Annotated in this window: 15 protein-coding genes and 3 pseudogenes; 11 read left to right on the forward strand and 7 right to left on the reverse strand. The window is 75.2% G+C overall.

From position 1 onward, the window contains the following. Nucleotides 1–111: 111 nt before the first annotated feature. The 4 genes and pseudogenes from J1792_RS12785 to J1792_RS12800 all read right to left on the reverse strand — a co-directional run bounded on the left by J1792_RS12785 (nucleotide 112) and on the right by J1792_RS12800 (nucleotide 3,050). Nucleotides 112–989: pseudogene (locus J1792_RS12785) on the reverse strand (5-oxoprolinase subunit C family protein). Next, complete coding sequence (gene pxpB / locus J1792_RS12790) at nucleotides 986–1,636, reverse strand: 5-oxoprolinase subunit PxpB (RefSeq protein WP_086573781.1); 651 nt, start codon at nucleotides 1,634–1,636, stop codon at nucleotides 986–988. Before pxpB ends, J1792_RS12785 begins: the two are co-directional and overlap by 4 nt. Further along, complete coding sequence (locus tag J1792_RS12795) at nucleotides 1,633–2,409, reverse strand: LamB/YcsF family protein (RefSeq protein WP_086573779.1); 777 nt, start codon at nucleotides 2,407–2,409, stop codon at nucleotides 1,633–1,635. The genes pxpB and J1792_RS12795 overlap by 4 nt, the downstream gene beginning before the upstream one ends. After that, the gene (locus J1792_RS12800; RefSeq protein WP_086573784.1) at nucleotides 2,406–3,050 is read right to left on the reverse strand and encodes a GntR family transcriptional regulator; all 645 of its coding nucleotides are present in this window, start codon (nucleotides 3,048–3,050) and stop codon (nucleotides 2,406–2,408) included. Before J1792_RS12800 ends, J1792_RS12795 begins: the two co-directional genes overlap by 4 nt. A gap of 168 nt (nucleotides 3,051–3,218) precedes the next feature. Here J1792_RS12800 and J1792_RS12805 point away from each other — a divergent pair, with 168 nt between their 5' ends. From J1792_RS12805 to J1792_RS12825, 5 genes and pseudogenes are all read left to right on the forward strand, one after another. Beyond that, nucleotides 3,219–3,908, forward strand: a complete 690-nt coding sequence (locus tag J1792_RS12805; RefSeq protein WP_207247251.1) for a DUF969 domain-containing protein — start codon at nucleotides 3,219–3,221, stop codon at nucleotides 3,906–3,908. Further along, nucleotides 3,905–4,873 (forward strand): DUF979 domain-containing protein, encoded by a 969-nt coding sequence (locus J1792_RS12810; RefSeq protein WP_086573776.1) that lies wholly within the window; start codon nucleotides 3,905–3,907, stop codon nucleotides 4,871–4,873. The genes J1792_RS12805 and J1792_RS12810 overlap by 4 nt, the downstream gene beginning before the upstream one ends. Nucleotides 4,874–4,960: 87 nt before the next feature. Next, a complete protein-coding gene (locus J1792_RS12815; RefSeq protein WP_086573775.1) occupies nucleotides 4,961–6,484 on the forward strand; it encodes a hypothetical protein in 1,524 nt (507 codons plus the stop codon). Between the two features lie 84 nt (nucleotides 6,485–6,568). After that, the gene (locus J1792_RS12820) at nucleotides 6,569–7,486 is read left to right on the forward strand and encodes a hypothetical protein (RefSeq protein WP_372446102.1); all 918 of its coding nucleotides are present in this window, start codon (nucleotides 6,569–6,571) and stop codon (nucleotides 7,484–7,486) included. Between the two features lie 49 nt (nucleotides 7,487–7,535). Then, nucleotides 7,536–12,194 (forward strand): annotated as a pseudogene (locus tag J1792_RS12825) (hypothetical protein). A gap of 40 nt (nucleotides 12,195–12,234) precedes the next feature. On the opposite strand, the gene J1792_RS12830 reads toward J1792_RS12825, so the two are convergent. Further along, nucleotides 12,235–12,597, reverse strand: a complete 363-nt coding sequence (locus tag J1792_RS12830) for a hypothetical protein (protein WP_086574118.1) — start codon at nucleotides 12,595–12,597, stop codon at nucleotides 12,235–12,237. Nucleotides 12,598–12,845: 248 nt separating this feature from the next. Between J1792_RS12830 and J1792_RS12835 the strand changes: the two genes are divergently transcribed. The 4 genes from J1792_RS12835 (at nucleotide 12,846) to J1792_RS12850 (ending at nucleotide 16,921) form a co-directional block, all read left to right on the forward strand. Next, nucleotides 12,846–15,335: a nitrate- and nitrite sensing domain-containing protein gene (locus J1792_RS12835; protein ID WP_207247252.1), complete on the forward strand. Its 2,490-nt coding sequence runs from the start codon at nucleotides 12,846–12,848 to the stop codon at nucleotides 15,333–15,335. Beyond that, complete coding sequence (locus J1792_RS12840) at nucleotides 15,332–15,793, forward strand: roadblock/LC7 domain-containing protein (RefSeq protein WP_086574115.1); 462 nt, start codon at nucleotides 15,332–15,334, stop codon at nucleotides 15,791–15,793. Before J1792_RS12835 ends, J1792_RS12840 begins: the two co-directional genes overlap by 4 nt. Before the next feature lie 8 nt (nucleotides 15,794–15,801). Continuing rightward, entirely contained in the window at nucleotides 15,802–16,200 is a 399-nt protein-coding gene (locus tag J1792_RS12845; protein WP_086574113.1) for a DUF742 domain-containing protein, read from the forward strand. A gap of 115 nt (nucleotides 16,201–16,315) precedes the next feature. Then, a complete protein-coding gene (locus tag J1792_RS12850) occupies nucleotides 16,316–16,921 on the forward strand; it encodes a GTP-binding protein (RefSeq protein ID WP_086574112.1) in 606 nt (201 codons plus the stop codon). A 6-nt stretch (nucleotides 16,922–16,927) separates the two neighbouring features. Here J1792_RS12850 and J1792_RS12855 read toward each other — a convergent pair whose 3' ends face one another. Together J1792_RS12855 and J1792_RS12860 are read right to left on the reverse strand one after the other, a co-directional pair. Next, nucleotides 16,928–17,716, reverse strand: a complete 789-nt coding sequence (locus J1792_RS12855; RefSeq protein WP_242645893.1) for a M15 family metallopeptidase — start codon at nucleotides 17,714–17,716, stop codon at nucleotides 16,928–16,930. Beyond that, a pseudogene (locus tag J1792_RS12860) lies at nucleotides 17,683–20,135 on the reverse strand (glycoside hydrolase family 31 protein). The gene J1792_RS12855 and the pseudogene J1792_RS12860 overlap by 34 nt, the downstream one beginning before the upstream one ends. Before the next feature lie 207 nt (nucleotides 20,136–20,342). Between J1792_RS12860 and J1792_RS12865 the strand changes: the two are divergent. Together J1792_RS12865 and J1792_RS12870 are read left to right on the forward strand one after the other, a co-directional pair. Further along, a complete protein-coding gene (locus tag J1792_RS12865; RefSeq protein ID WP_207247253.1) occupies nucleotides 20,343–22,367 on the forward strand; it encodes an acetoacetate--CoA ligase in 2,025 nt (674 codons plus the stop codon). Between the two features lie 93 nt (nucleotides 22,368–22,460). After that, nucleotides 22,461–23,375, forward strand: a complete 915-nt coding sequence (locus tag J1792_RS12870) for a DUF8829 domain-containing protein (RefSeq protein WP_207247254.1) — start codon at nucleotides 22,461–22,463, stop codon at nucleotides 23,373–23,375. Nucleotides 23,376–23,428: the final 53 nt, after the last annotated feature.

The raw sequence follows: 23,428 nt of genomic DNA on the forward strand, positions 1-23,428 counted from the left end.
GCATCACGTGAGACGGCGACGGGCCCGTAAATATCCGATTCCGGAACACCCTCCGGAGCCCCGGCCCCCGCACCACGACAACGGCGCTCAGCCCACGAACCCCGGCAACCCTCAGACCCGCACCGGAACGAACCGCACCGAAGCCCCGGCACCGCCTGCCCCGCCACCGCCAGCGAAGCCTCCGGCACCACCCCGATCACCGGGTAGCCCCCCGTCGTGGGGTGGTCGGCGAGGAAGACCACCGGACGCCCGTCCGGCGGGACCTGGACGGCGCCCAGCGGCATCCCCTCACTAGGGAGTTCGCAGGAGCCGGCAAGGGCGGCCCGGGCGAGGGCCGGCCCCTCCGTACGCAGCCCGATGCGGTTGCTGGCGGGCGAGACAACGAACCCGGGTCCGGCGAACGTCCGCAGGGCCTCAGGCGTGAACCAGTCGTCGCGCGGCCCGAGCACGACCGGTAGGACCAGCCCCCCCGGCGGCGGCGCCGACCAGAGCGTCACGTCGGCGGCGGAGCCGGCCGGCGGCCCGTACGGCTCGCCCAGCGGCAGGGACATGCCGTCGAACAGCGGCTCCGGCCCCAGGCAGGACAGCAGGTCCCGCGAGCGGCTGCCGAGCACCGCCGGCACGGCGATGCCGCCGGCGAAGGCGAGGTAGCTGCGCAGCCCGGCGCCGGCCGGCCCGGCCTCGAGGACGGCTCCGGCGGGGACGCGCACGGGCGCGCCCCAGGCGGCGGGGCGGCCGTCGACCCGTACGGGGCAGGGCGCGCCGGTCACGACGGCGGTGACGGCTGTTTCCGGGCGCACGGCGCAGCCGTTGACGGTGGTCTCGAGCGTGGCGCACTCCACGGGATTGCCTGCCAGCCGGTTGGCGAGCCGGTGGGCGGGCTCGTCCAGGGCTCCGGAGCGGGGTACGCCCAGATGGGCGTACCCGGCCCGGCCCAGGTCCTGGACGGTGGTCAGCGCTCCGGCCCGGACGACGGTCAGGGCGTTCACGGGCGCTCCTCGAAGCGGACCCGGGTGCCGGGGGAGAGCAGGGCGGCCGGGTCGCGGCCGGTGTCCCACAGGATGGCGTCGGTGCGGCCGATGAGCTGCCAGCCGCCGGGGGAGGAGCGCGGGTACACGCCGGTGTAGGGGCCGGCGAGGCCGACCGAGCCGGCCGGCACGGTGGTGCGCGGGGTGGCCCGGCGCGGCACGTGCAGCCGTTCGGGCAGCCCGGTGAGGTAGCCGAAGCCGGGGGCGAAGCCGCAGAAGGCGACGCGGAACTCGGTTCCGGAGTGGATGCGCGCGACCTCGTCCTCGCCGACGCCCCACAGGGCCGCGACCTCGGCGAGGTCGGCGCCGTCGTAGCGCACGGGGAGCACGACGGGCGGCGCCTCGGCGGCGGGCAGCGGAGGCACCGTCCAGTGGGCGAGGTCGGCGGCGAGGGCGCGGGGGTCGGCGAGGCCGTCGAGCAGGACGGTCCGCGCGGCGGGCACGATCTCCCGTACGGGCGGCAGGGTGCCGGCGTCGCGGCGCCGGAGCAGTTCGGCGTGCAGGGCCTGGGCCTCCCGCGTGCCGGCGACCTCCACGAGCAGGGCGTGCCGTCCGACGGGCAGGGCCCGCAGGGGGGTCGGCAGGGGGGCCGGCCCGGGCCCGGTCATGTGAACGCCTCCACGCGGACGCCCGCGGCCTCCAGGCCTTCGCGCACGCGGCGGGCGAGGAGCGCGGCTCCCGGGGTGTCGCCGTGGACGCACAGCGAGCGGGCGTGGACGGGGATCTCCTCGCCGGTGAGGGCGGTGACCGAGGAGAGGCAGGCCATGCGGACCGAGCGGGCGATGACGGAGTCGGGGTCGAGGACCACCGCGCCGGGTTCCCCGCGCGGCACGAGGGTGCCGGCGGCGGTGTAGGCGCGGTCCGCGAAGGCTTCGGAGATCACCGGCAGTCCGGCGTGCTCGGCGGCCTCGTGCAGGCGGGAGCCGCGCAGGCCGAGGACGGGCAGGTGGCCGCCGGCCCGCAGGATGCCGGAGACGACGGCCATGGCCTGTTCGGTGTCGGTCACGACCCGGTTGTACAGCGCGCCGTGCGGCTTGACGTAGGTGACGTCGGTCCCGGCGGCCTGTGCGAAGACGCGGAGCGCGCCGATCTGATAGGTGATCTCGTCGGCGAGTTCGTCGGGCGGCACGTCCATGGCGCGCCGGCCGAAGCCGGCGAGGTCGCGGTAGGAGACCTGTGCGCCGATGCGCACGCCGCGCTCGGCCGCCCGTTCGCACACCCATCTCATCGTGGAGGGGTCGCCGGCGTGGAAGCCGCAGGCGACGTTGGCGCTGGTGACGAGGGACAGCAGGGTGTCGTCGTCGGTCAGGCGCCAGCGGCCGAAGCCCTCGCCGAGGTCGGCGTTGAGATCGAGCACGGGTTCCATCAGGGGCGTCGTCATCGGCCGGCCTCCCGCATCGCGTCGAGGATGAGCCGGAGGGCGTCATCCAGATAAGTGGTCAACTCCGCCTCGGCGCGCCCGTACTCGCCCTGTTCCAGGAGGGCGGCGAGTGTGCGGTTGCGTGCCATGAACGGTTCGTGGAAGCGGCGCGGCGAGGGCATCTCGTGGAAGGCCAGGCGCAGTTCGGCCATCAGCCGGTCCATGGCCGCGTCGACGCGGGCGCTGCCCGCGAGGGCCGCCAGGGCCCGGTGGAAGCGCAGGTCGGCGGAGCCGACCTCCTGCCAGTCGCCCTCGCGGGCGGCCTGTTCGGCCCGGGTCACGGCCTCGGAGACGGCCTCGCGGGCCGCGTGGGGGGCGGTGGCGGCGGCCCGGACGCCCGCGGTCTCCAGGGCGCCGCGCATCCGGTAGATGTCGTGGACGTCGGCGGGGTCCAGGACCCGTACGAAGACGCCGCGGTTGAGCCGGTGGACCACCAGGCTCTCGTGGACGAGCAGCCGGAAGGCCTCGCGCAGCGTGTTGCGGGAGACCCCGAGGTCGCGTCCGAGGGCCTCCTCCGACAGCTGGGTGCCGGGCGGCAGGTCGCCGCCCTCGATGCGGTCGCGCAGCGTCGTGGCGACGCGCTGCGCGGTGGATCGGGCCATGGCGTCCCCCATGGGTGGCGGTGGCGGCCGGGCGGCGGGTGGCCCCGTGCCGGCGCGGGGAATTCCGGTGACAGCATTGCCTATTGAGGATTGTTGAACAATATCTTAGCCTCCTCGCCAGTCGCCTCACCTGATCGAGTGAGGTCCGAGAGCGCGGAAGGCGGACGCATGCTCGTACTGTTAGGCGTCCTCGTGGTCGTGGTGGGCTTCGCGACCAGGCGCAATCCCCTGCTGGTCGTGGGCGTCACGGGCGTCGCCACCGGCCTGCTCGGCGGCCTGTCGCCCCAGAAGGTGCTGGCCGCCTTCGGCACCGGCTTCGCCTCCAGCCGCGCGGTGACCATCTTCGCCATCACCCTGCCGGTCATCGGCCTCCTCGAGCGCTACGGGCTCCAGGAACAGGCCCGCCGCCTGATCACCCGCTTCGCCGGGCTCACCGCAGGCCGCTTCCTCGCCCTCTACCTCCTGCTGCGGCAGATCACCGCGGCCCTCGGCCTCAACGGCGTCTTCGGGCACGCCCAGACGGTACGGCCGCTGGCGGCGCCGATGGCCGAGGGCGCCGCCGAACGACGCCACGGGCCGCTCACCGAAAAGGCCCGGGAGAAGGTGCGCTCCTTCGCCGCCAGCGCCGACAACGTGGGCTTCTTCTTCGGCGAGGACGTCTTCCTGGCCGTCGGCTCGATCCTTCTGATCACCGGCTTCGTCAACACCACCTACCACACCCACCTGGAACCGCTGCGGCTCGCGCTGTGGGCAATCCCCACTGCCCTGTGCGCGCTCGCGGTGCACGGCTGCCGGCTGCTGCGCCTGGACCGCACCCTGGAACACGCGAAGCCGGACCTGGCGGGAGCGGCCAAGTGATCAAGGCGGAGTGGTTCTTCTGGCTCGTCGGCAGCCTCTTCCTGGCCATGGCCGCGCAGATGCTCGCCGACCGCACCAACCCCCGGCGCGTGGGCACCGCCGCCTTCTGGGGACTGCTGGGCGCCGGGTTCGTCTACAGCACCTGGGTCGTCGACAAGACGGCGCCCGCCGAACCGCTGGGCGCGGCGGTCCTGGTCATGGTCTGCCTCGCGGGCTTCGGCCTCACCGGCCGCGGCACGGCCCGTACCGTCACCCCCGAGCAGCGGGAGGCGAGCGCGCGGCGGCACGGCTCCCGGCTGTTCGTGCCCGCGCTCACCATCCCCGTCGTCGCCCTGATCTGCGCGGTCGGGGTGAAGAAGCTCCACGTCGGCGGGGAGCCGGTGCTGCAGAAGGGCAGCGAGACCGTCCTGGGGCTCGGCATCGGATCCGTCGTCGCGCTCGCCGTCGGCATGGTGATGCTGCGCGAGCGGCGCCCCTCGACGCCGCTGCACGCCGGGCGGTCGATGCTGGAGTCCATGGGGTGGGCCATGCTGCTGCCGCAGCTGCTCGCCACGCTCGGCGCCATCTTCTCCGTCGCCGGGGTGGGCGAGCAGGTCCGCCGGATCACCACGACGGTGCTCCCGGACGGGTCGGCCTTCCTCGGGGTCGTCGCCTACTGCTGCGGGATGTTCCTCTTCACCGTCGTCATGGGCAACGCCTTCGCCGCCTTCCCCGTGCTGACCGCCGCCGTCGGCTGGCCGGTGCTGGTCGAGCAGCACCACGGCAACGCCCCGGCGGTCCTCGCCGTCGGGATGCTCGCCGGCTTCTGCGGCACCCTGGTGACGCCCATGGCGGCCAACTACAACTTCGTGCCCGCCGCCCTGCTGGAGCTCAAGGACCCGTACGGGCCGATCAAGGCCCAGATGCCGACGGCCTTCATCCTGCTCGGCTGCAATATCGCCATCATGTCCGTTTTCGCCGTGTGAGGGGCGGCGGTCGCCGGGCGGGCCCCGCGGCCCGGCGAGCCCGTGCCGTTTCGTCCGTTGTCGGGGTGACCGCCTACTCTGTGCGACGTGACTTCTCCAGCCCCGGCGGCCGTTCCGCCCCAGCTCAACGGGCCCCTGCGCCCAGCCCCGGGCCCGGCCGCCGACGAGGGCCTGGCCCGCAGGCTGCGCGCGCTGGCCTGCACCGCGCCCCTGCACGACCTCGACGTGCGCAAGGCCAACCTCGCGGGCGAGTACGGCGTCTACGCCATGGCGGAGGTGGCCCTGGCCGCCATCGACCTCGTCACGCTCACCATGGACTTCGACACCGGGGCCGACCACGAGCAGATAGTGGCCAGGCTCCAGCCGCGCGTCGCCGCCCAGGCGCCCGGGCGGCCCCACGGCGAGCACGAGCGCGTCGCCCGCTGGGTCCTGGAGAACCTCATCAACGTCGGCAGCGTCGACCGCGGCTTCCGCGCGGTCTACGGCACCTTCGGGGCCGACGGCGCGTACGTACGCCGCGACTACGACTTCAAGCTCATCGAGGAGGTCCCCGGCCCCGGCGGCACGGTCTTCCTGCGCACCACCGACGAGGCCGTCAACGTCCTGGTCGGCGCCCTCGACACGGACGTCACCAGCGCGCAGATCGCCGCCGAGGTCAAGCTCGAGGTCCTCATCAGCCGAGGCCGTCTCGCCGACGCCCAGCTCGCCGCCGAGCAGGCCCGCTACCGCACGGTGCAGTACGCCGAGACGCTCCGCAAGACCCTCGACGCCACGCGGCGCAACGTCCGCGCGGTGGACTGGCTGCGCGCCGTCCCCGACATGATCGCCGAGGCGCTCGAGCACGTCGCCGACCGCTACCGCCACGAGAACGCGATCCTCACCAACATCCGCAAGGCGCGCGACGAGGCGGAGGAGCCCGAGAACAAGCGCCGGGCCGCCGAGCTCGTCGACATCGTCAAGGACTGCATCCGCCGCCACACCCAGCTGCAGTCCCGGCTGCTGGAGGCCGGACCGCTCTTCCGCGCCGAGCAGGACCGGCAGGCCTTCGCCACCCCCGCGGCCCGGGCCGGCCTCGACCTGTACGGACAGCTCCTGGCGCCGCTGCTGCCGCTGCCCCTCGAGCAGGCGGGCCGCGTCACGGACGCCTTCTTCGCGCGCGGCACGGGCCTGCGCACGCCGGTCTCGGTGCGCGTGGGCGACCTCGTCGAGATGCTGCTGAGCCCGCCCGCCGAGCGCGAGCACCTCGGCGCGGAGATGCCCGAGCCGGACCTCGTCGAGACGCCCGACGACAGCCGCTTCAGCGAGGAGCAGCTGGCCGTCGCCATGGAGCTGCTGTCCCTGCCGCCGGACGCGCCCCGCCGCCTCTCCGGCCTCCTGGCCGACGCCCGCCGCCAGGACCCCGAACTGCCCTACCTCGTCGCCCTGCTGGCCGTCCACGCCGCGAGCCCCTCGGTCGGCACGGCCTACCGCCAGGGCGAGCAGTCCCTGCTGTTCGCCGTCGACGACGGCACCGTCCTCGACGACCCGGAGTTCGGCGGCGCCGACCTGATCGTCGGCACGGCCCTGCTGGACGCGGTGGGCATGGCGGCGGACCGTTCGGAGGCGACGTGAGCCCCGTCGGCGCGCGACCACCCCTGTCCGGCCGGCGGTGCCGAACGAACCTCACCCCATGGACCCCCAGCAGGAGCACCAACCGTGACTGAGTACGACGCCGACCTCCCGGCGCAGCCGGACGCCGTCGGCGAGGCGGAGGCCCCCGCGGCGAGCGGCCCGGCGAGCGGCACCGCGCCGGTGACCCCGGCCGACGCGGCCGACGCCGCGCGTCTGATCGCCTTCGGGCTGCAGCCCAAGCTGCAGCCCGCCCGCGACGCCGAGTACGCCGAGCTGCTGCGCCGCCACCGCGACGACCCGGCGTTCGCCCGCCTGGCCGACGCCGTCGCCGCCGGGCTCGGCCTCGTCGTCCTCGAGGTGTCCACCCGCGCCGGCATGGCCGTCACCGCCGCCGAGGACTCCGTCTTCGCCGTCCGCATGGGCGACTACGCCCGCCGCGCCACCGCCGACTCCGGCGACCGCTTCCTGCACGGCGTGGCCCACCTCGCGGTGGCCGCGATGGCCTTCCCGCGCCCGGAGGACCTCGCCGACGACGGCTACATCGGCCGCGTCACGGTCAACGGCGTCGACGCGTTCGTACGCCAGGCCTGCCGCCGCCTGGAGGAGCAGGCCGCCGCCCAGGGCGAGAACACCGACCCCACCACCGACGCCCCCGGCCTCGAGGCCGCCTGGCGGGTCTACGCCCGCCGCAGCGCCACCGGCGCCACCAAGGACGCCCGCCGCCTGGCCGGCTCGACCACCGGCATCATCGCCAAGGCCGTCGCCTTCCTCGTCGACTCCGGCTTCCTCCAGCGCACCGGGGACGACGCCGGCGGCACGTACCGCACCACCGCCCGCTACCAGCTCCAGGTCCGCGACATGGCCGGCACCGCCGCCATGACCGAGCTGCTGGAGCTGGGCATCGTGCCGGTGGCCGACGGCAGCGCCACGCTGCTGCCGCCGGACGACGCCGACGACCTCGACCTGGTCGCCGACGCCGGTCTGCCCTTCCACTCCGCCTGACGGCCCCGCCCCCTCCGCCCGACCCACCGCTACACGAGAGTCCGCCGCCATGTACGAGCTGTCCCGGGTCCGCCTCTACTCCATCGGGCCGGCCGGTGCGCGCTACGCCGACACCGTGCTGGACCTGCGCGGAGTGGGCGCGCCCGTGCCCTCCCCCGCGCCCACGCAGGCGGAGTTCTTCGAGGACGAGCCCGTCGGCCCGCCGCGCCGCCCCGCGCCCGCGGGCGTGCTCTTCCTGGAGAACGGCGGCGGCAAGTCCGTACTGCTCAAGCTGATCTTCTCGGTGATGCTGCCCGGCCACCGCAACACCCTGGGCGGCGCCAGCTCCGGCGTGCTGCGCAAGTTCCTCCTCGCCGACGACTGCGGGCACGTCGCCCTGGAGTGGCAGCACGTCCTCACCGGCGAGTCCGTCGTGGTGGGCAAGGTCAGCGAGTGGCGCGGCCGCCAGGTCTCCAACGACCCGCGCAAGTTCGCCGAGGCCTGGTACTCCTTCCGCCCCGGCCCCGGGCTCAGCCTCGACTCGCTGCCGGTCGCCGAGTCCTCCGCGATGCGCCCCAGGGCGGACGGCGGCTCCGGAGCGCGCGGCCGCCGCCGCACCATGAAGGGCTTCCGCGACGCCCTCACCGAGGCCGGCAAGGCCTACCCCAACCTGGACGTGGTCTGGGAGGAGGTCCACGAGCGCTGGAACGAGCACCTCGGCGAGCTCGGCCTGGACCCCGAGCTCTTCCGCTACCAGCGCGAGATGAACGCCGACGAGGGCGAGGCCGCCGGCCTCTTCGCCGTCAAGAACGACTCCGACTTCACCGACCTGCTGCTGCGCGCGGTCACCGACACCCGTGACACCGACGGCCTCGCCGACCTCGTGCACGGCTTCGCCCACAAGCTGGGCCGCCGGGCCGAGCTGACCGCCGAGCGGGACTTCACCGCCGGCTCCCTCGAGCTGCTCTCGCGCATCGCCGAGTGCGCCGACCGGCGCGAGCAGGCGCGCGGCGTGCACGCGGGCGCCGAGCGCCGTACCCGCGTCCTGGCCCGCCGGCTCTCCGCGCGCGGCGCCGAGGAGCGCGGCCGCGCCGCCGAGCTGGCCGGGCAGGTCGCCGCCGCCGCGCACGCCGTCACCGACGCCGACGCCGAGCGCGACCGCACCTCCCTCGTGGCCGCCGAGATCGCCTACCGGCACGCCTCCCTCGCGCTCGCCGCCGCCGAGAAGGCCGCCGCCGCCCAGCGCCGCGAGCTCCTCGACGCCCGCACCCTGCACTCCGCGTGGCAGGCCGCCGAGACCGTGCTGCGCCACCGTGCCGCCGCCGACCGTTCCGCGCGCGTGGCCGCCGCCATCCACGAGGCCGAGCGCGACGCCGCCCCGGCGCTGGCCGCCCGCGCCCAGGCGGCCGCCGAGCTCGTCCGCGCCCTCAACGCCGCCGCCGAGAAGGGCGAGCAGCTCGCCAACGAGCAGGAGGAGCGCTCGGCGACGCTCCAGGAGACGAGCGAGGCCGCCCACCGCGACGCCACCGCCGCCGCCACCGAGGCCCAGCGCGCCCGCAGCGAGGCGGGCCACCTCCGCCAGCGCCTGACGGAGGTCGAGCAGGAGACCGCCGAGGCGGTCAGGGCCGGCTGGCTCGACGACACGGAACCCGACGCCGACCCCGCGCGCGCCGCGCTCGCCGCCAGCGACGCCGAGAAGCCCGCCGTCGCCGCGTACGAGACGGCCCGCGAGGCCGCCCGGCAGGCCGCCGACCGTGCCAAGGAGGCCTCGGCCGCCGAGAGCCGCGCCGAGCTGTCCGCGGCCCGCGCCGCCGACGCCGCGAGCGCCGCGGAGACCGCGTACGACGCCGAGCGCCGCGCCGCCGAGTCGATCGGCTCCGACCGGCGCCTGATCGAGCTGCTGGGCCTGCCGCAGCCGGCGGCCGCCGGCCGGGTGCCGGGGCAGCGCGCCGCCGGTGACGCGGACGCGCCGGCCGGGGAGGCGTCCCTGACCGCCGAGGAGCTGGACCGCAACGCCGACGCGCTGCGGGAGCTGCTCGACGACAACGTCGCCGCCGCCGAGCGGCAGCTGTTCGAGCTGCGGACCGCGGCCGCCGACGACTCCCGCATCCTGGGCGCGCTGGGCGACGGCGGCCTGCTGCCGCCCAGCGCCGACGTGCTGGCCGCCGTCGAGTTCCTCGGCGAGCACGGCATCCCCGCCCTGCCCGGCTGGCGCTACCTCGCCCAGTCCGTCGACCCCCCGGCACGCCGCCGTCCTGGCCGCCCGCCCCGAGCTCGTCGACGGCGTCGTCATCACCGACGCCGGCTCCCACGCCCGCGCCCGCGAGGTCCTCGGCGCGGCCTCCCTGCTGCCGCGCTCCGCCGTGGCCGTCGGCACCGCCGCCGCGCTGCTCGCCCCCGCCCCGGCCCGGGACGCGGGGAGACGGGCGTCTTCCTGGTGCCGCCGAACCCCGCCATGCACGACGAGCGCGCCGCCGACGAGGAGCGGCACGCCCGCGAGCGGGCCATGGCCCGCGACGAGGAGATCCGCGCGGTGGCGGCCCGGCTGACCGGCGACCGCACGCTCGCCGCCCGCCTCGCGTCCTGGCGGGCCGGCTGCCCGGCCGGCCGCCTCGCCGAGCTGGCGGACGCGGCCGGGCGGGCGCGTACGGCCGCCGACGCCGCGCGGGAGGTCCTCGCCGAGGCCCGTACCCTCCGCGCCGAGGCGGAGGAGAGTGCCGCCGAGACGGCCCGGGTGCGCGACGAGCGGCAGGAGACGGCCCAGCGCGCCCGCCGGGTCGCCGACGCTCTCGCCGGCCTCGCCTACCGGCTGCGCGAGCGCGCCAACTGGCAGAGCCGGGCGCGCGAACTCGCCGAGGAGGCCGCCGAGGCCGAGGAGCGCGCCGAGGCGTGCGTGGACCGCGCCCGCGCCGCGGACGAGGACCGCCGCGCCGCCCAGCGCGCCGCCGACGACGCGCGCCGCACGGCCCGCGCGCTGCGCGCCGAGCGCGCGGAGATCGCGGGCGCCCCCGACGAGATGGGCGACGGCGCACAGCCGCCCGCCATCTCCCTGCCCGCCCTGCGCGAGGCCTACCGCGCCGCCTCGCAGCTGTACGAGAAGGTCGGCGTCGGCGCCGACCTGCGCGCCGAGCAGGCCCGCGCCGAGAGCGACGAGAGCGCCGCCCGCGCCGAGCTCGACCGCCTGACCAACAAGGTGCGCACCCGCGCCGCCCAGCTCCTGGAGGGCACCGACGGCGCCGACGGGCCGTCCCGCCAGGCCGCGGCGGCCCGCGCCGAGTCGCTGGTGCAGATGCTGGAGACCCGCGCGTCCACCGCCAGCGAGCAGCTGGGCCGGCTGCGCGGCGAGGCCGAGCGGCTGGCCCCCGCCGACGGCGACGCCCACACCGAGCTTCCCGAGGAGCTCGTGCCCGCCGACGCCGAGCGGGCCAGGGAGCTGCTGCGCACCGCCACCGCCGAGCTCGCCGCCCGCACCGACGCGCTGCAGACCGCCCGTACCGTCCACGCCGACCTGCTGCGCGCCCACCGCTCGGCGGAGGACGCGGCCGGCGGCTTCGACGACACGGCGGCGCTGCTGCGCGACCTGCTGCGGGACAACTCCCCGGAGGAGGGCGCCGAGTCGCCCGAGCCGTACGCCGGATCCCTCGAGGAGGCCCGGCAGGCGGCGGCCGAGGCCCGGCGCTCGCTGCGCGGCTGCGCGGGCGACCTGTCGGCGGCCGAGGCCTCGGTCCGCGAGGCTGGCGACGTGCTCGTCCGCCACGCCAACTCCACCCGCTACGAGCAGGTGCGCACCCCGGCCCGCCAGCAGATCCGCGAGCTGCCCGCCGCGGCGCTGCCCGAGCACGCCGCCGCCTGGGCGGAGGCCTTCGCACCCCGTCTGCGCGTGCTGACCGACGAGCTGGAGCAGCTGGAGCGCAACCGCGACAGCATCGTCGACCGGCTGCGCGGCCTGGTGGAGTCCTCGCTGACCACGCTGCGTTCGGCGCAGCGCCTGTCCCGGCTGCCCGAGGGGCTGGGGGAGTGGTCGGGCCAGGAGTTCCTGCGCATCCGCTTCGAGGACCCCGACCAGGCCACGCTCACCGAGCGCCTGGGCGAGGTCATCGACGAGGCCACCCGCTCGGCGGTGAAGAAGAACTCCGACCTGCGCCGCGACGGCATGTCGCTGCTGCTGCGCGGCGTGCAGGCGGCGCTGCTGCCGCGCGGCGTGGCCGTGGAGATCCTCAAGCCGGACGCGGTGCTGCGCGCCGAGCGCGTGCCGGTCCGGCAGATGGGCGACGTGTTCTCCGGCGGCCAGCTGCTGACCGCCGCCATCGCGCTGTACTGCACCATGGCCGCGCTGCGCAGCAACGACCGGGGCCGCGACAAGCAGCGGCACGCGGGCACGCTGTTCCTGGACAACCCCATCGGCCGGGCCAACGCCACCTATCTGCTGGAGCTTCAGCGGGCCGTCGCGGACGCGCTGGGCGTCCAGCTGCTCTACACCACCGGTCTCTTCGACACCACGGCCCTGGCGGAGTTCCCGCTGGTCATCCGTCTGCGCAACGACGCGGACCTGCGGGCGGGCCTGAAGTACATCAGCGTCGAGGAGCACCTGCGGCCGGGGCTTCCCCAGCAGCGGGCCGGCGAGGACGGGGCGGCCGAGAAGGTGCACGGCGAGATCACGGCGACGCGGATGTTCCGCCGCCCCATGGAGGAGACGGCGCCGACCGGGGCGGTGCCGGCCGGGCGGTAGCGGGCCGCGCGGAGCCCGCGCCTCCCCGGCGGACGATCCGTCAGGGGAAGCGCGGGCTCCGTGTGCCGCGTACGGGCCGCGCGGTGCTGCTCGGCACGGACACCACGCCGTGCCGCTGGAGCCACACCTGACGCGTCACCCACACGTCGAGCACGGCCCAGGTCGCCGCCACCGTGCTGGCCACCGCGCACAGCACGGCCGGGAACGCGTACCAGGAGCCGGCGAGCGCGAACAGTATCGTCACCAGGGTCACCACGAGTGTCACCGCGATGATCAGACCCGCGCGCACGGCGGAGGACCGCACGGGATCGGGCATCCGCGGTCTGCGGGCCGGCTCCTCGACCCACAGCGGCCGGCGCGCACCGTACGACGGGACGTCGCGCGTGCGGTGATCGTGGTCCATCGGCGGCTCACCTCCCCCAGTGGCTGCCCCACCCGGGCGTTCCCCAAAAGCACCCGGAAACTATGAGCGAACGGCGGCGCCCGGAGGTTCCCGTGCCGGGACGAATTCCGGCGTGCGGGGGAATTCCGGCCAGACCACCGTCCGTCCGCCGCACTGGCCTTCGAGTCACGTACCCCGCAGTAGTAGGCTCACGCCGCATTACTGTCGGAACACCACCCCCGTGCGCCGGGGTTGACGTAGGGGAGGCCATGCGCTTTCGCGCGAAGTCGATCCGCCGGAAGATCGTGGCGCTGTTGCTGGTGCCCCTGGTGTCGCTCACCGGGCTGTGGGTCTTCGCCACGGTCATCACCGGCACCGAGGCCGCCCAGCTGCTCTCCGTCGCCGACGTGATGCGCAAGGTCGGTTACCCCGCCGAGGACATGGCCCGGGCCCTGCAGAAGGAGCGCCGCCAGACGCTCGTCCACCTCGCCGACCCCCGCCGCGCCGACGCCCTGGCCGAGCTGCGCTCCCTGCAGCGCGGCACCGACAGGACGGTCGCCTCCTTCCGCGCCGGCGTCGAGGGCGGCGTGCGCGACGACATGAGCGACGACTCGGCGAAGCGTTTCCGCGCCATCGAGAAGAGCCTCGACAGCATCGAGGGCCTGCGCCGCCGGGTCGAGGACGACACCATCACCCGCTACAGCGCCTTCCAGGCCTACAACGAGCTCATCGAGCCCTACTACGACTTCCTCGGCAGCCTCAGCGCCCTGCAGGACGCCGACATGGACAAGCAGGGCCGCGCCCTGGTCGGCCTGACCCGCGCCCGCGAGGCGGTCTCCCGCGAGGACGCCCTGCTCGCCTCCGCCCTCGCCGCCGGCAGCATGAGCCGCCAGGATCTGCGCGCCTTCTCCGACCGCGTCGCCGAGCGCCGCATCCTCTACAGCACCAACCTGGCGCTGCTGCCCGTCGCCGACCAGAAGACCTACGACGACTACTGGCGCGGCGGCGACGCCCAGACCCTGCGCGCGGCCGAGGACGCCGTGGTCCTCGCCGGCGCCTCGCGCGCGGTCCACATCATCGACGCCCAGCGCTGGCAGGCCGCCGTCACGCCCGTCCTCGAGGACCTCGGCCGGATGGGGACCGAGGCCAGCGACCGCTTCGGCGACCGCGTGGAGCCCGTCGCCATCGGCGTCCTGACCAAGGCCGCGGTGGCCGGCGTCCTCGGCCTCGCGGCCCTGGTCTGCTCGCTCGTCATCTCCCTGCGCGTCGGCCGCGGCCTGGTCCGGGACCTGCGCCGGCTGTGCAAGGAGGCCCACGAGGTCTCCGGGGTCCGGCTGCCCGCCGTGATGCGCCGCCTCGCCGCCGGCGAGCGGGTCGACGTGGAGACCGAGGCCCCCCGCCTGGCGTACGGCCCCGACGAGCTCGGCCAGGTCGGCCAGGCCCTCAACACCCTGCAGCGGGCCGCCGTGGAGGCCGCCGTCAAGCAGGCCGATATGCGCCGCGGCGTCTCCGCCGTCTTCGTCAACCTCGCCCGCCGCAGCCAGGTCCTGCTGCACCGTCAGCTGGCCCTGCTCGACGCCATGGAGCGCCGCACCGAGGACACCGACCACCTCGCCGATCTCTTCCGCCTCGACCACCTCACCACCCGCATGCGCCGCCACGCCGAGGGCCTGGTGATCCTCTCCGGCGCCACCCCCTCCCGGCAGTGGCGCAGGCCCGTGCGGCTCATGGACGTCGTCCGCGCCGCCGTCGGCGAGGTCGAGGCCTACGAGCGCATCGAGGTGCGCCGCCTGCCCCGGCTGGCCCTGAGCGGCCCGGCCGTCGCCGACCTCACCCACCTCCTGGCCGAACTCCTGGAGAACGCCACCGTCTTCTCCCCGCCGCACACCGCCGTCCAGGTGCACGGCGAGCGCGTCGCCAACGGCTTCACCCTCGAGATCCACGACCGCGGCCTGGGCATGAGCCCCGAGGCCCTCGGCGAGGCCAACCTCCGCCTCGCCGAGACGCCCGAGTTCGAGCTGTCCGACACCGACCGCCTCGGCCTGTTCGTGGTCAGCCGGCTCGCCCAGCGCCAGGGCGTGCGCGTCTCGCTGCAGACCTCCCCCTACGGCGGCACCACGGCCGTCGTGTTCCTCCCCGCCACGCTGCTCACCCAGACCGAGCCCGCCCGCACGGCGGCGCTCATCGACGAGGACACCGGCCCCCGCCCCGTCGCACGGCCGAGGGCCGGCGCCGAGCGCGCGGCGCCGGCCCTCCCCTACCGGGAGGAGCCCGGCCCGGTGAACGGACCGGCCCTCGACGGCCTCTTCGACATGGACGCCACGCCCTCCCCGTACGAGGCCGGGCCGGGCGACGGCACGGACGGCTCCGGCGGCGGCACGGTCGGCGGCATCCTGCGCCGCCTGGCCCAGGAGCCCCCGACCGGCGGCGAGCACCAGCAGGCGGACGACGGCCCCGCCCCGCTGCCGCGCCGCAGGCGCCGGCCGGCGGACGGCGCGGCACGGGAGGACACCCCGAGCGGCGGACTGCCCCGCCGCGTACGCCAGGCCAGCCTCGCTCCCCAGCTGAGGGAACCCGCCGCCCGGTCCCGGCCCGTGCCCGACCCGGCGGGCCCGGAGGACGACCGCGACGCCGACGAGGTACGGGCCAGGATGACGGCCCTGCAACGCGGCTGGCAGCGGGGCCGGGAGGACAATGGGGACACGAACCCGCCGAGCACACCAGCACCAGGAACGACAACTGAGGGGGACGGTCGATGACCGCACCGAAGGCCGCGATACGCAACGCTCCGTCAACAACCGGCCCGGACCGGCCGGCCACCGCCACGGGAGAGCTCAACTGGCTCCTCGACGACCTCGTCGAGCGGGTCGGCAGCATCCGCAAGGCGCTCGTCCTGTCCGGCGACGGCCTGGCCACCGGCACGTCGAAGGACCTCAGCCGTGAGGACGGCGAGCACCTGGCAGCCGTCGCCTCCGGCTTCCACAGCCTCGCCAAGGGCGTGGGCCGGCACTTCGACGCCGGCGACGTCCGCCAGACCGTGGTCGAACTCGACCAGGCCTTCCTCTTCGTCACCGCCGCCGGCGACGGCAGCTGTCTGGCCGTCCTCGCCGACGCCGACTCCGACATCGGGCTGGTCGCCTACGAGATGACGCTGCTCGTCAAGCGCGTGGGCGCGCACCTGGCCACCGCTCCGCGGGCCGGCGCCGCCGGCGAGTGACGGGCGGCATGACCGGAGACCATTGGTACGACGACGCGGCGGGCCCGGTGGTCCGCCCGTACACCATGACCCGGGGCCGCACCCGCGGCCCCGGGGAGGACCGGCTGGACCTCATCGCGCTCGTCGTGGCCGAGGACTTCCTCACCGACCACCCCGACGACGTGCACGCCGCCGCCGACCGGACCCTGTCGCCGGAACACCTCGACATCGCCGGTCTCGTCCGGCACGCCCCCCAGTCCGTCGCCGAACTCGCCACCGGGCTCGACCTCCCGGTCGGCGTGGTGCGCGTGCTGGTGGGCGACCTCATCGACGGCGGGTACGTGCGCGTCGCGCGCCCCGTCCCGCCGGCCGAACTGCCCGACGAGGGCGTCCTGCGCGAGGTCATCGAGGCCCTGCGCGCACTGTGACCCACCCGGCCGGCCTCGGGGCCGGCCGGGGGTTGTCCAGCGGCGGCCCTTACGGAACGATCACTACCGCGGGGGAGCGCGATGACGCACAGACCCTGAATCGGAGGAAGAACCCATGGTGTTCGGGCGCACTGACCGCCGCAAACAGAACGCGATCACTCCCGTGGCCCTCAAGCTCCTGGTCGCCGGCGGCTTCGGCGTGGGCAAGACCACCCTGGTCGGCGCCATCAGCGAGATCAAGCCGCTGCGCACCGAGGAACTGCTCACCGAGGCGAGCCGGCCGGTCGACGACACCTCCGGCGTCGAGGCCAAGCGCACCACCACCGTCGCCATGGACTTCGGCCGCATCACCCTCCGCGACGACCTGGTCCTCTACCTCTTCGGCACCCCCGGCCAGCACCGCTTCTGGTTCCTGTGGGACGAGCTGGCGCAGGGCGCGCTGGGCGCCGTCGTCCTCGCCGACACCCGGCGGCTGGAGGACTGCTTCGCCGCCGTCGACTACTTCGAGCGCCGCGGCATCGCCTTCACCCTCGCCGTCAACTGCTTCGACGGCGCCGAGCGCCACTCCGAGCAGGCCGTGCGCGAGGCGCTCGACCTCGACCCGCAGGTGCCGGTCATGATGTGCGACGCCCGCGAGCGAGAGTCGGTGAAGGAGGTCCTCGTCTCGGTCGTCGAGCACGCGCTGGCCGGCGGGGCGGCCCGCAGCCCCGCCGCGGTGTGAGGGCGCTCAGCGGACGGGGAAGTCGAAATACGTGCCGGGGTACGGCTCCCCGCGCAGGGTGTAGTGCCACCACTCCTCCGCGAGGTTGTTGAACCCGGCGTTCTCCATCGTGGACTTCAGCAGCATGCGGTTCGCCCGTCGCTGCCCCGTCACGCGCGGGTCGAGGGTGTGGGAGAGGGTGTCGAAGCAGTCGAAACCGGTGCCCATGTCGACGGAGTCGTCCGGGAAGCGCACCGCCTTCGGCGCGAAGCACGGCACCAGCGGCTCACCGGGCACGTACGGCCGCGTGGGCCAAGCGGGCAGCCGCACGATCGTCAGGTCCATCGTGCTGCCCCGGCTGTGCCCCGACTTCTCCGCGATGTAGCCGTCCTCGAACAGCCGCGACTTCTCCACGCGCGGATAGAACTCCGTCTTCATCCGCTCGTCCTCGAGGTCCTTCGCCCACGCCACGAAGTCGTTCACCGCGCGCTGCGGGCGGTAGCAGTCGTAGACCTTGAGCGTGTAGCCCTCGCGCAGCAGCACCCGCTGCGCCCGGTGCAGCGCCTCGGCGGCCGGGCGGGTGAGCAGGCAGCGGGGGCGCAGGTAGCCCTCGACGCGGTGGCCGGTGAAGTTGTGGACGGTGGCGTAGCGCATCTCCTGGAGGATCGTCGGGTCCACGTCCGCGAGCGCCACGAAGCCCGGCGGCGGGGCGGGGGCCCGCTCCCGCGCACCGGCGGCGGGAGCGGACGTCACGGTGGCCAGAAGAGCCGCCAGCGACAGGGTCATGACACGCCATACGGCGGAAGGACTCGGCATGACCCTCCACTTACCAGCCGCACCGCCCCGCACGGAAGAGGCCCGCCCCCACCTCGCCCCCGGCTCAGCCGCGCATCCGCACCCGGTACGCCACCTCCGGCACCCCCCTGCTCCACCGTCACCACCCCGCCCCGCGCCCGCGTGGTGAAGCGCACCACCTCCGGCCGCCCCCATCCCGCCCCCGCGTCCGTGATCAGCACCCCGCCGCCCGTACGCCCCGCGGCCGGCGCCCACACGTCCAGCTCCACCCGCCCGTCCTCACCCGCCACCGGCACCACCGAACCCGCCCGCGCCAGCACCGGGATGCGCGAGGGCGGCGCGTCCAGCAGCACCTGGCCGGGCCCCTCGTGCGCCTGGCCCGTCGCCGTGTCGTACCACCGCCCGCGCGGCAGCCGCACCGCCCGACGGTCCGCCCCCGCCTCCAGCACCGGAGCCACCAGCAGCGCGTCACCCAGCAGGAACTCGTCCTCGCAGTCGCGCAGCGCCCGGTCCTCCGGCGATCGCCACCACACCGGCCGCACATACGGCGCCCCCGTGCGCTGCGCCAGATGCGCCAGCGTCACGAAGTACGGCAGCAGCCGCGTCCGCTCCCGCATCGCCGCGCCCGCGTGCTCGAGCACCTCCGCGCCGAACTCCCACGGCTCCCGCCGCCCCGCCGTCATCGCCGCGTGGGTACGGAACAACGGCAGGTACGCTCCCAGCTGGAACCACCGCAGGAACAGCTCGGGAGAGGGAAACCCGGTGAACCCCCCGATGTCCGGCCCCGAATACGGCACTCCGCACAGCCCCAGCCCCAGCACCAGCGCCAGCGAGGCCCGCAGCCCCGGCCATCCCGTCGCCACGTCGCCCGACCATGTGCCGCCGTACCGCTGCATGCCCGCCCAGCCCGAGCGCGAGAAGAGGAAGGGCCGCTCGTCCGGCCGCAGCGCGCGCAGCCCCTCGTAGCCGGCCCGCGCCATCGTCAGCCCGTAGACGTTGTGCGCCTCACGGTGGTCGCCGCTCCGCCCCTCCAACGCGTGCCGGGACGACCGCGGCAGCGTCGGATCGCCGAACGCGGCGAAGGACACCGGCTCGTTCATGTCGTGCCAGAACCCGGCGAAGCCCTGCGCCAGCCGCTCCTGGTACAGCCCGCCCCACCAGCGGCGCACGCCGGGATCGGTGAAGTCGGGGAACACCGCCTCGCCCGGCCAGACCTCGCCGCGCACCAGGCGCCCGCGCGCGTCCTTCACGAACGCGTCCTCCGCCACCCCCTCGTCGTACACCGCAAGCCCCGGCTCCGCCTTGACCGCCGGATCCACGATCGACACCAGCCGCACCCCCCGCTCCCGCAGGTCGGCCGCCATCCCCGGCAGATCGGGAAACCGCTCCCGGTCCACGGTGAACACCCGGTGCCCCCGGTAGTGATCGATGTCCAGGTGCAGCGCCGACAGCGGAAGCCCGCGCTCCAGATACCCCTCCGCCACCCGCCGCACCTCCCGCTCGCTGCCGAAGCCCCAGCGGGCGTGCTGATACCCCAGCGCCCACGACGGCGGCAGCGCGGCCGCGCCCGTCAGCGCCGCCCAGCCGTGCAGCACCCGCGCCGGCGTGCCCACCAGCACCCAGTAGCGCAGCGGCCCCCGTCCATCCGGATCTCGCAGCGCCCCGGCCGGTCGTGCCCGGACCCCGCGCCCTCCTCGCCCTCCCACAGCGTCACGCGCCCGTCCCAGGTGTTGTCGTGGAACACCAGGTGCGTCCCCGCGTCCGCCACCACCAGCTGCACCGGCATCGTGATGTACAGCGGATCCTCCCCGGGCTCGAAGGCCCCCGGGTCGGTGTTCCACAGCCGGTACGAGCCGTCCCGCAGCCGCGGCCCCGCCGACCGGCCGCCCAGACCGAAGAACCGCCCGTCCGCCGCCACCTGCGACCGCTGCGTCCACCGCGGCCCGCCCGGATCCCGCGCCTCCGGCTCCCACCAGCGCGGCGGCAGATCACGGCGCAGCAGCAGCCCGCCCGGCGTGCGCACCTCCACCGCGCCGTGCCGCGACACCACCACCAGCACCCGCTCGGACACCACCCGCCAGCCACCGTCGGTGTCCGGCTCCAGCACCGCCCGGTCGTCGGCCTGCGGAAGGCGCCCCTCCAGCGCGTACGACGGCTCCGGCGCCGCGTCGTCCCAGCCGCAGAACACCGCGCCGCCCGCCGCCACCCGCACCCGCAGCGACGACCGCGCGAACCGCACCACCCCACCGCCCGGCTCCGCGTCCGCCCCCACCACCGCGCCCGGCACCCGCGCCCGCCCCGCCCCCGGCCGGGGCAGCCCCACCGCGTCCACGCGCTGCCTGCGCCACGCCGACCGCACGGACCGCAGCCCCTGAGCGCTCCCCACCACCCGCAACGCCGCCATCCACTTCTCCGACCGCACAAGGTCACCAGCGTCCATGCCGCTCACCCTGCCACCGGCCCCGACCGGCGCGCCCCCGTTCATACGCCGTTCACCCCCTCAGGGCCGCCCCCACCGACGTGATCTGCGGCGCCAACCCTGGTGCACGAGTCGATCACATGGCATCGTCCTGGTCAGTCACGCCCGCGCGCACACCCCGCCGTGCGCGCGGCGCCGCCCACGACGCGCAGAAGCCCGGGAGCAGCCATGACCACCGCACCGCAGCCCGCCGACCGGCCGGAGCCCCTGTGGACCCCCGGCGCGGACCGCATCGACCGCGCGCAGGTCACCCGCTTCCACGCCTGGGCCGCGGACCGGCACGGCGCGCCCGCCCCCGTCCCCGGCGACCCCGCGGCGAGCTACCGCGCACTGCACCGCTGGTCGGTGGAGGAGCTCGAGCGCTTCTGGCAGGCCGTCACCGAATGGTGCGACGTCCGCTTCGCCACCCCCTACGAGCGGGTGCTCGGCGACCGCGACATGCCCGGCGCCCAGTGGTTCCCCGGCGCCACCCTCAACTACGCCGAGCACGCCCTGCGCGCCTCCCAGGACCCCGCCCGGGCCGGCGAGGCCGCCCTGCTCCACGTCGACGAGACCCACGAGCCGCGCCCCGTCACCTGGAGCGAGCTCCGCCGCCAGGTCGGCTCGCTGACCGCCGAACTGCGCCGCCTCGGCGTACGCCCCGGCGACCGCGTCAGCGGCTACCTGCCCAACATCCCGCAGGCCGTCGTCGCCCTCCTCGCCACCGCCGCCGTCGGCGCCGTGTGGACCTCCTGCGCCCCCGACTTCGGCGCCCGCAGCGTCCTGGACCGCTTCCAGCAGGTCGAGCCCGTCGTCCTGTTCACCGTCGACGGCTACCACTACGGCGGCAAGCGCCACGAACGCGCCGACGTCGTCGCCGAGCTGCGCGCCGAACTGCCCACCCTGCGCGCGGTCGTCCACATCCCGCTGCTCGGCACCCCCGCCCCCGAGGGCACGCTGGAATGGGACGCCCTGACGGCCTCGGACACCGAACCGGTCTTCGAGCAGGTCCCCTTCGACCACCCCCTGTGGGTGCTCTACTCCTCCGGCACCACCGGCCTGCCCAAGGCCATCGTCCAGTCCCAGGGCGGCATCCTCCTCGAACACCTCAAGCAGCTCGCCCTGCACTGCGACCTCGGCCCCGGCGACCGCTTCTTCTGGTACACGTCCACCGGCTGGATGATGTGGAACTTCCTCGTGTCCGGCCTCCTGGTCGGCTCCACCGTCGTCCTCTACGACGGCAGCCCCGGCCACCCCGACACCGCCGCCCAGTGGCGCATCGCCGAACGCACCGGGGCCACCCTCTTCGGCACCTCCGCCGCCTACGTCATGGCCTGCCGCAAGGCCGGCGTCCACCCCGCCCGCGACTTCGACCTCTCCACCGTCCGCTGCGTCGCCACCACCGGCTCCCCGCTGCCGCCCGACGGCTTCCGCTGGATCCACGACGCCTTCCACGAGGACGGCGAGGACGGCCGCGACATGTGGATCGCCTCCGTCAGCGGCGGCACCGACGTCTGCAGCTGCTTCGCGGGCGCCGTCCCCACCCTCCCCGTGTATATCGGCGAGCTCCAGGCCCCCTGCCTGGGCACCGACCTGCAGGCCTGGGACGCGCACGGCAAGCCCGTCACCGACGAGGTCGGCGAGCTCGTCGTCACCAACCCCATGCCCTCGATGCCGGTCCGCTTCTGGAACGACCCCGACGGCAGCCGCTACCGCGAGAGCTACTTCGAGATGTTCCCCGGCGTCTGGCGGCACGGCGACTGGATCACCCTCACCTCACGCGGCACCGTCGTCATCCACGGCCGCTCCGACTCCACCCTCAACCGCCAGGGCGTCCGCATGGGCTCCGCCGACATCTACGAGGCCGTCGAACGCCTCCCCGAGATCCGCGAATCCCTCGTCATCGGCGTCGAACAGCCCGACGGCGGCTACTGGATGCCGCTCTTCGTCCACCTCGCACCCGGCGCCACCCTCGACGACGCGCTCCTCGACCGCATCAAGCACACCATCCGCGAGCAGCTCTCCCCGCGCCACGTCCCCGACGAGGTCATAGAGGTCCGCGGCATCCCCCACACCCTCACCGGCAAGCGCATCGAGGTCCCCGTCAAGCGCCTCCTCCAGGGCACCCCCCTGGAAAAGGCCGTCAACCCCGGGTCCGTGGACGACGTCACCCTCCTGGACTTCTACGAGCAGCTCGCACGCGAACGCCGCTGACCTGCACCGACGCGCCGCCGACCGGCCGTTGTCAGTACCCCCCGCTACGGTGAGTGAGCATCGATCACGCGCGCCGAGGGCAAGGGGGAGCTCATGCCGCACACCGACAACGGCCGGAACCGGAAGCGACCGGACCCACGCCGGCGACCGAACGCACGCCGCACGCTGCGCAGCGAAACACCCAGCACCGTGGCCGTCCTCGCCGACGAGAAGGACTTCGCCGCCATGCGGCGCTACGCCTCCTTCCTCTTCGACGACCACGCCACCTACCTGCGGCACGTGGAGGGACTGCTGCGCTCCCTGGCCGCCCAGGGCACGTACACCAGCGTCGCCCTCTTCGACCCCGACGACTACGAGCGCTACTGCACGGGCCGCCATCTGAACCCCGACACGGCCCTCAGCCGCACCCGCTACACCGCCGACGTCGCCGCGGCCGGCACCAGACTCCCCTACGAAGGCCAGCCCCTGGCCCGCCTGCTGCCCCGCCTCATCGACGAGGCCGAACAGCAGGCGACCTGGGAGTACGCCTCCGCTCTGCTCTCCGCCGGCGGCGACTGCGCCACCTGCGGCGAGGACATCGGCCGGGCCGCCTTCGCCCGGGCCTCCAGGGCCCTGCGCCTGATCCTCGAGGCCGTGGGGGAGGGGGCGCACCACCTCGTCTGCAGCGTCCCCGCCGACGAGGAGACGCCGCTGATCGCCGTGCTCCACGCCGAGTGCCGCGACGGCGCCCTCCACCTGGGCGAGGCCGCGGCCCTGGTGTTCTGCACGGTGCTCGCGGCCGGCCTCGCCACCGACCGGCCCGGCGGCATCGTCCTGCGCTCCACCCTCCCCGACCGGCCCGACACGGTCCGCGGCTGGGGCCTCAGGGGCGGCGGACTACGGCCCCTCACCGAGGCCGAGGTCTTCGCCGCCTACTGCACCGACGCCGAGACCGGCGAACCCGTGCCACCCGAGCACGGCGTCGAGTACCGCGCGGGCATCCCGCTCGACCTGGACGGAGACGCGTAAAGGGAAGGAGTGGGGGGCTGGAGGAGATAAAGAGGAAGGGGTGCCCCCACCAC

Origin of the sequence: Streptomyces triculaminicus (genome assembly GCF_017349075.1) — a bacterium.
GTDB lineage: Bacteria > Actinomycetota > Actinomycetes > Streptomycetales > Streptomycetaceae > Streptomyces > Streptomyces triculaminicus.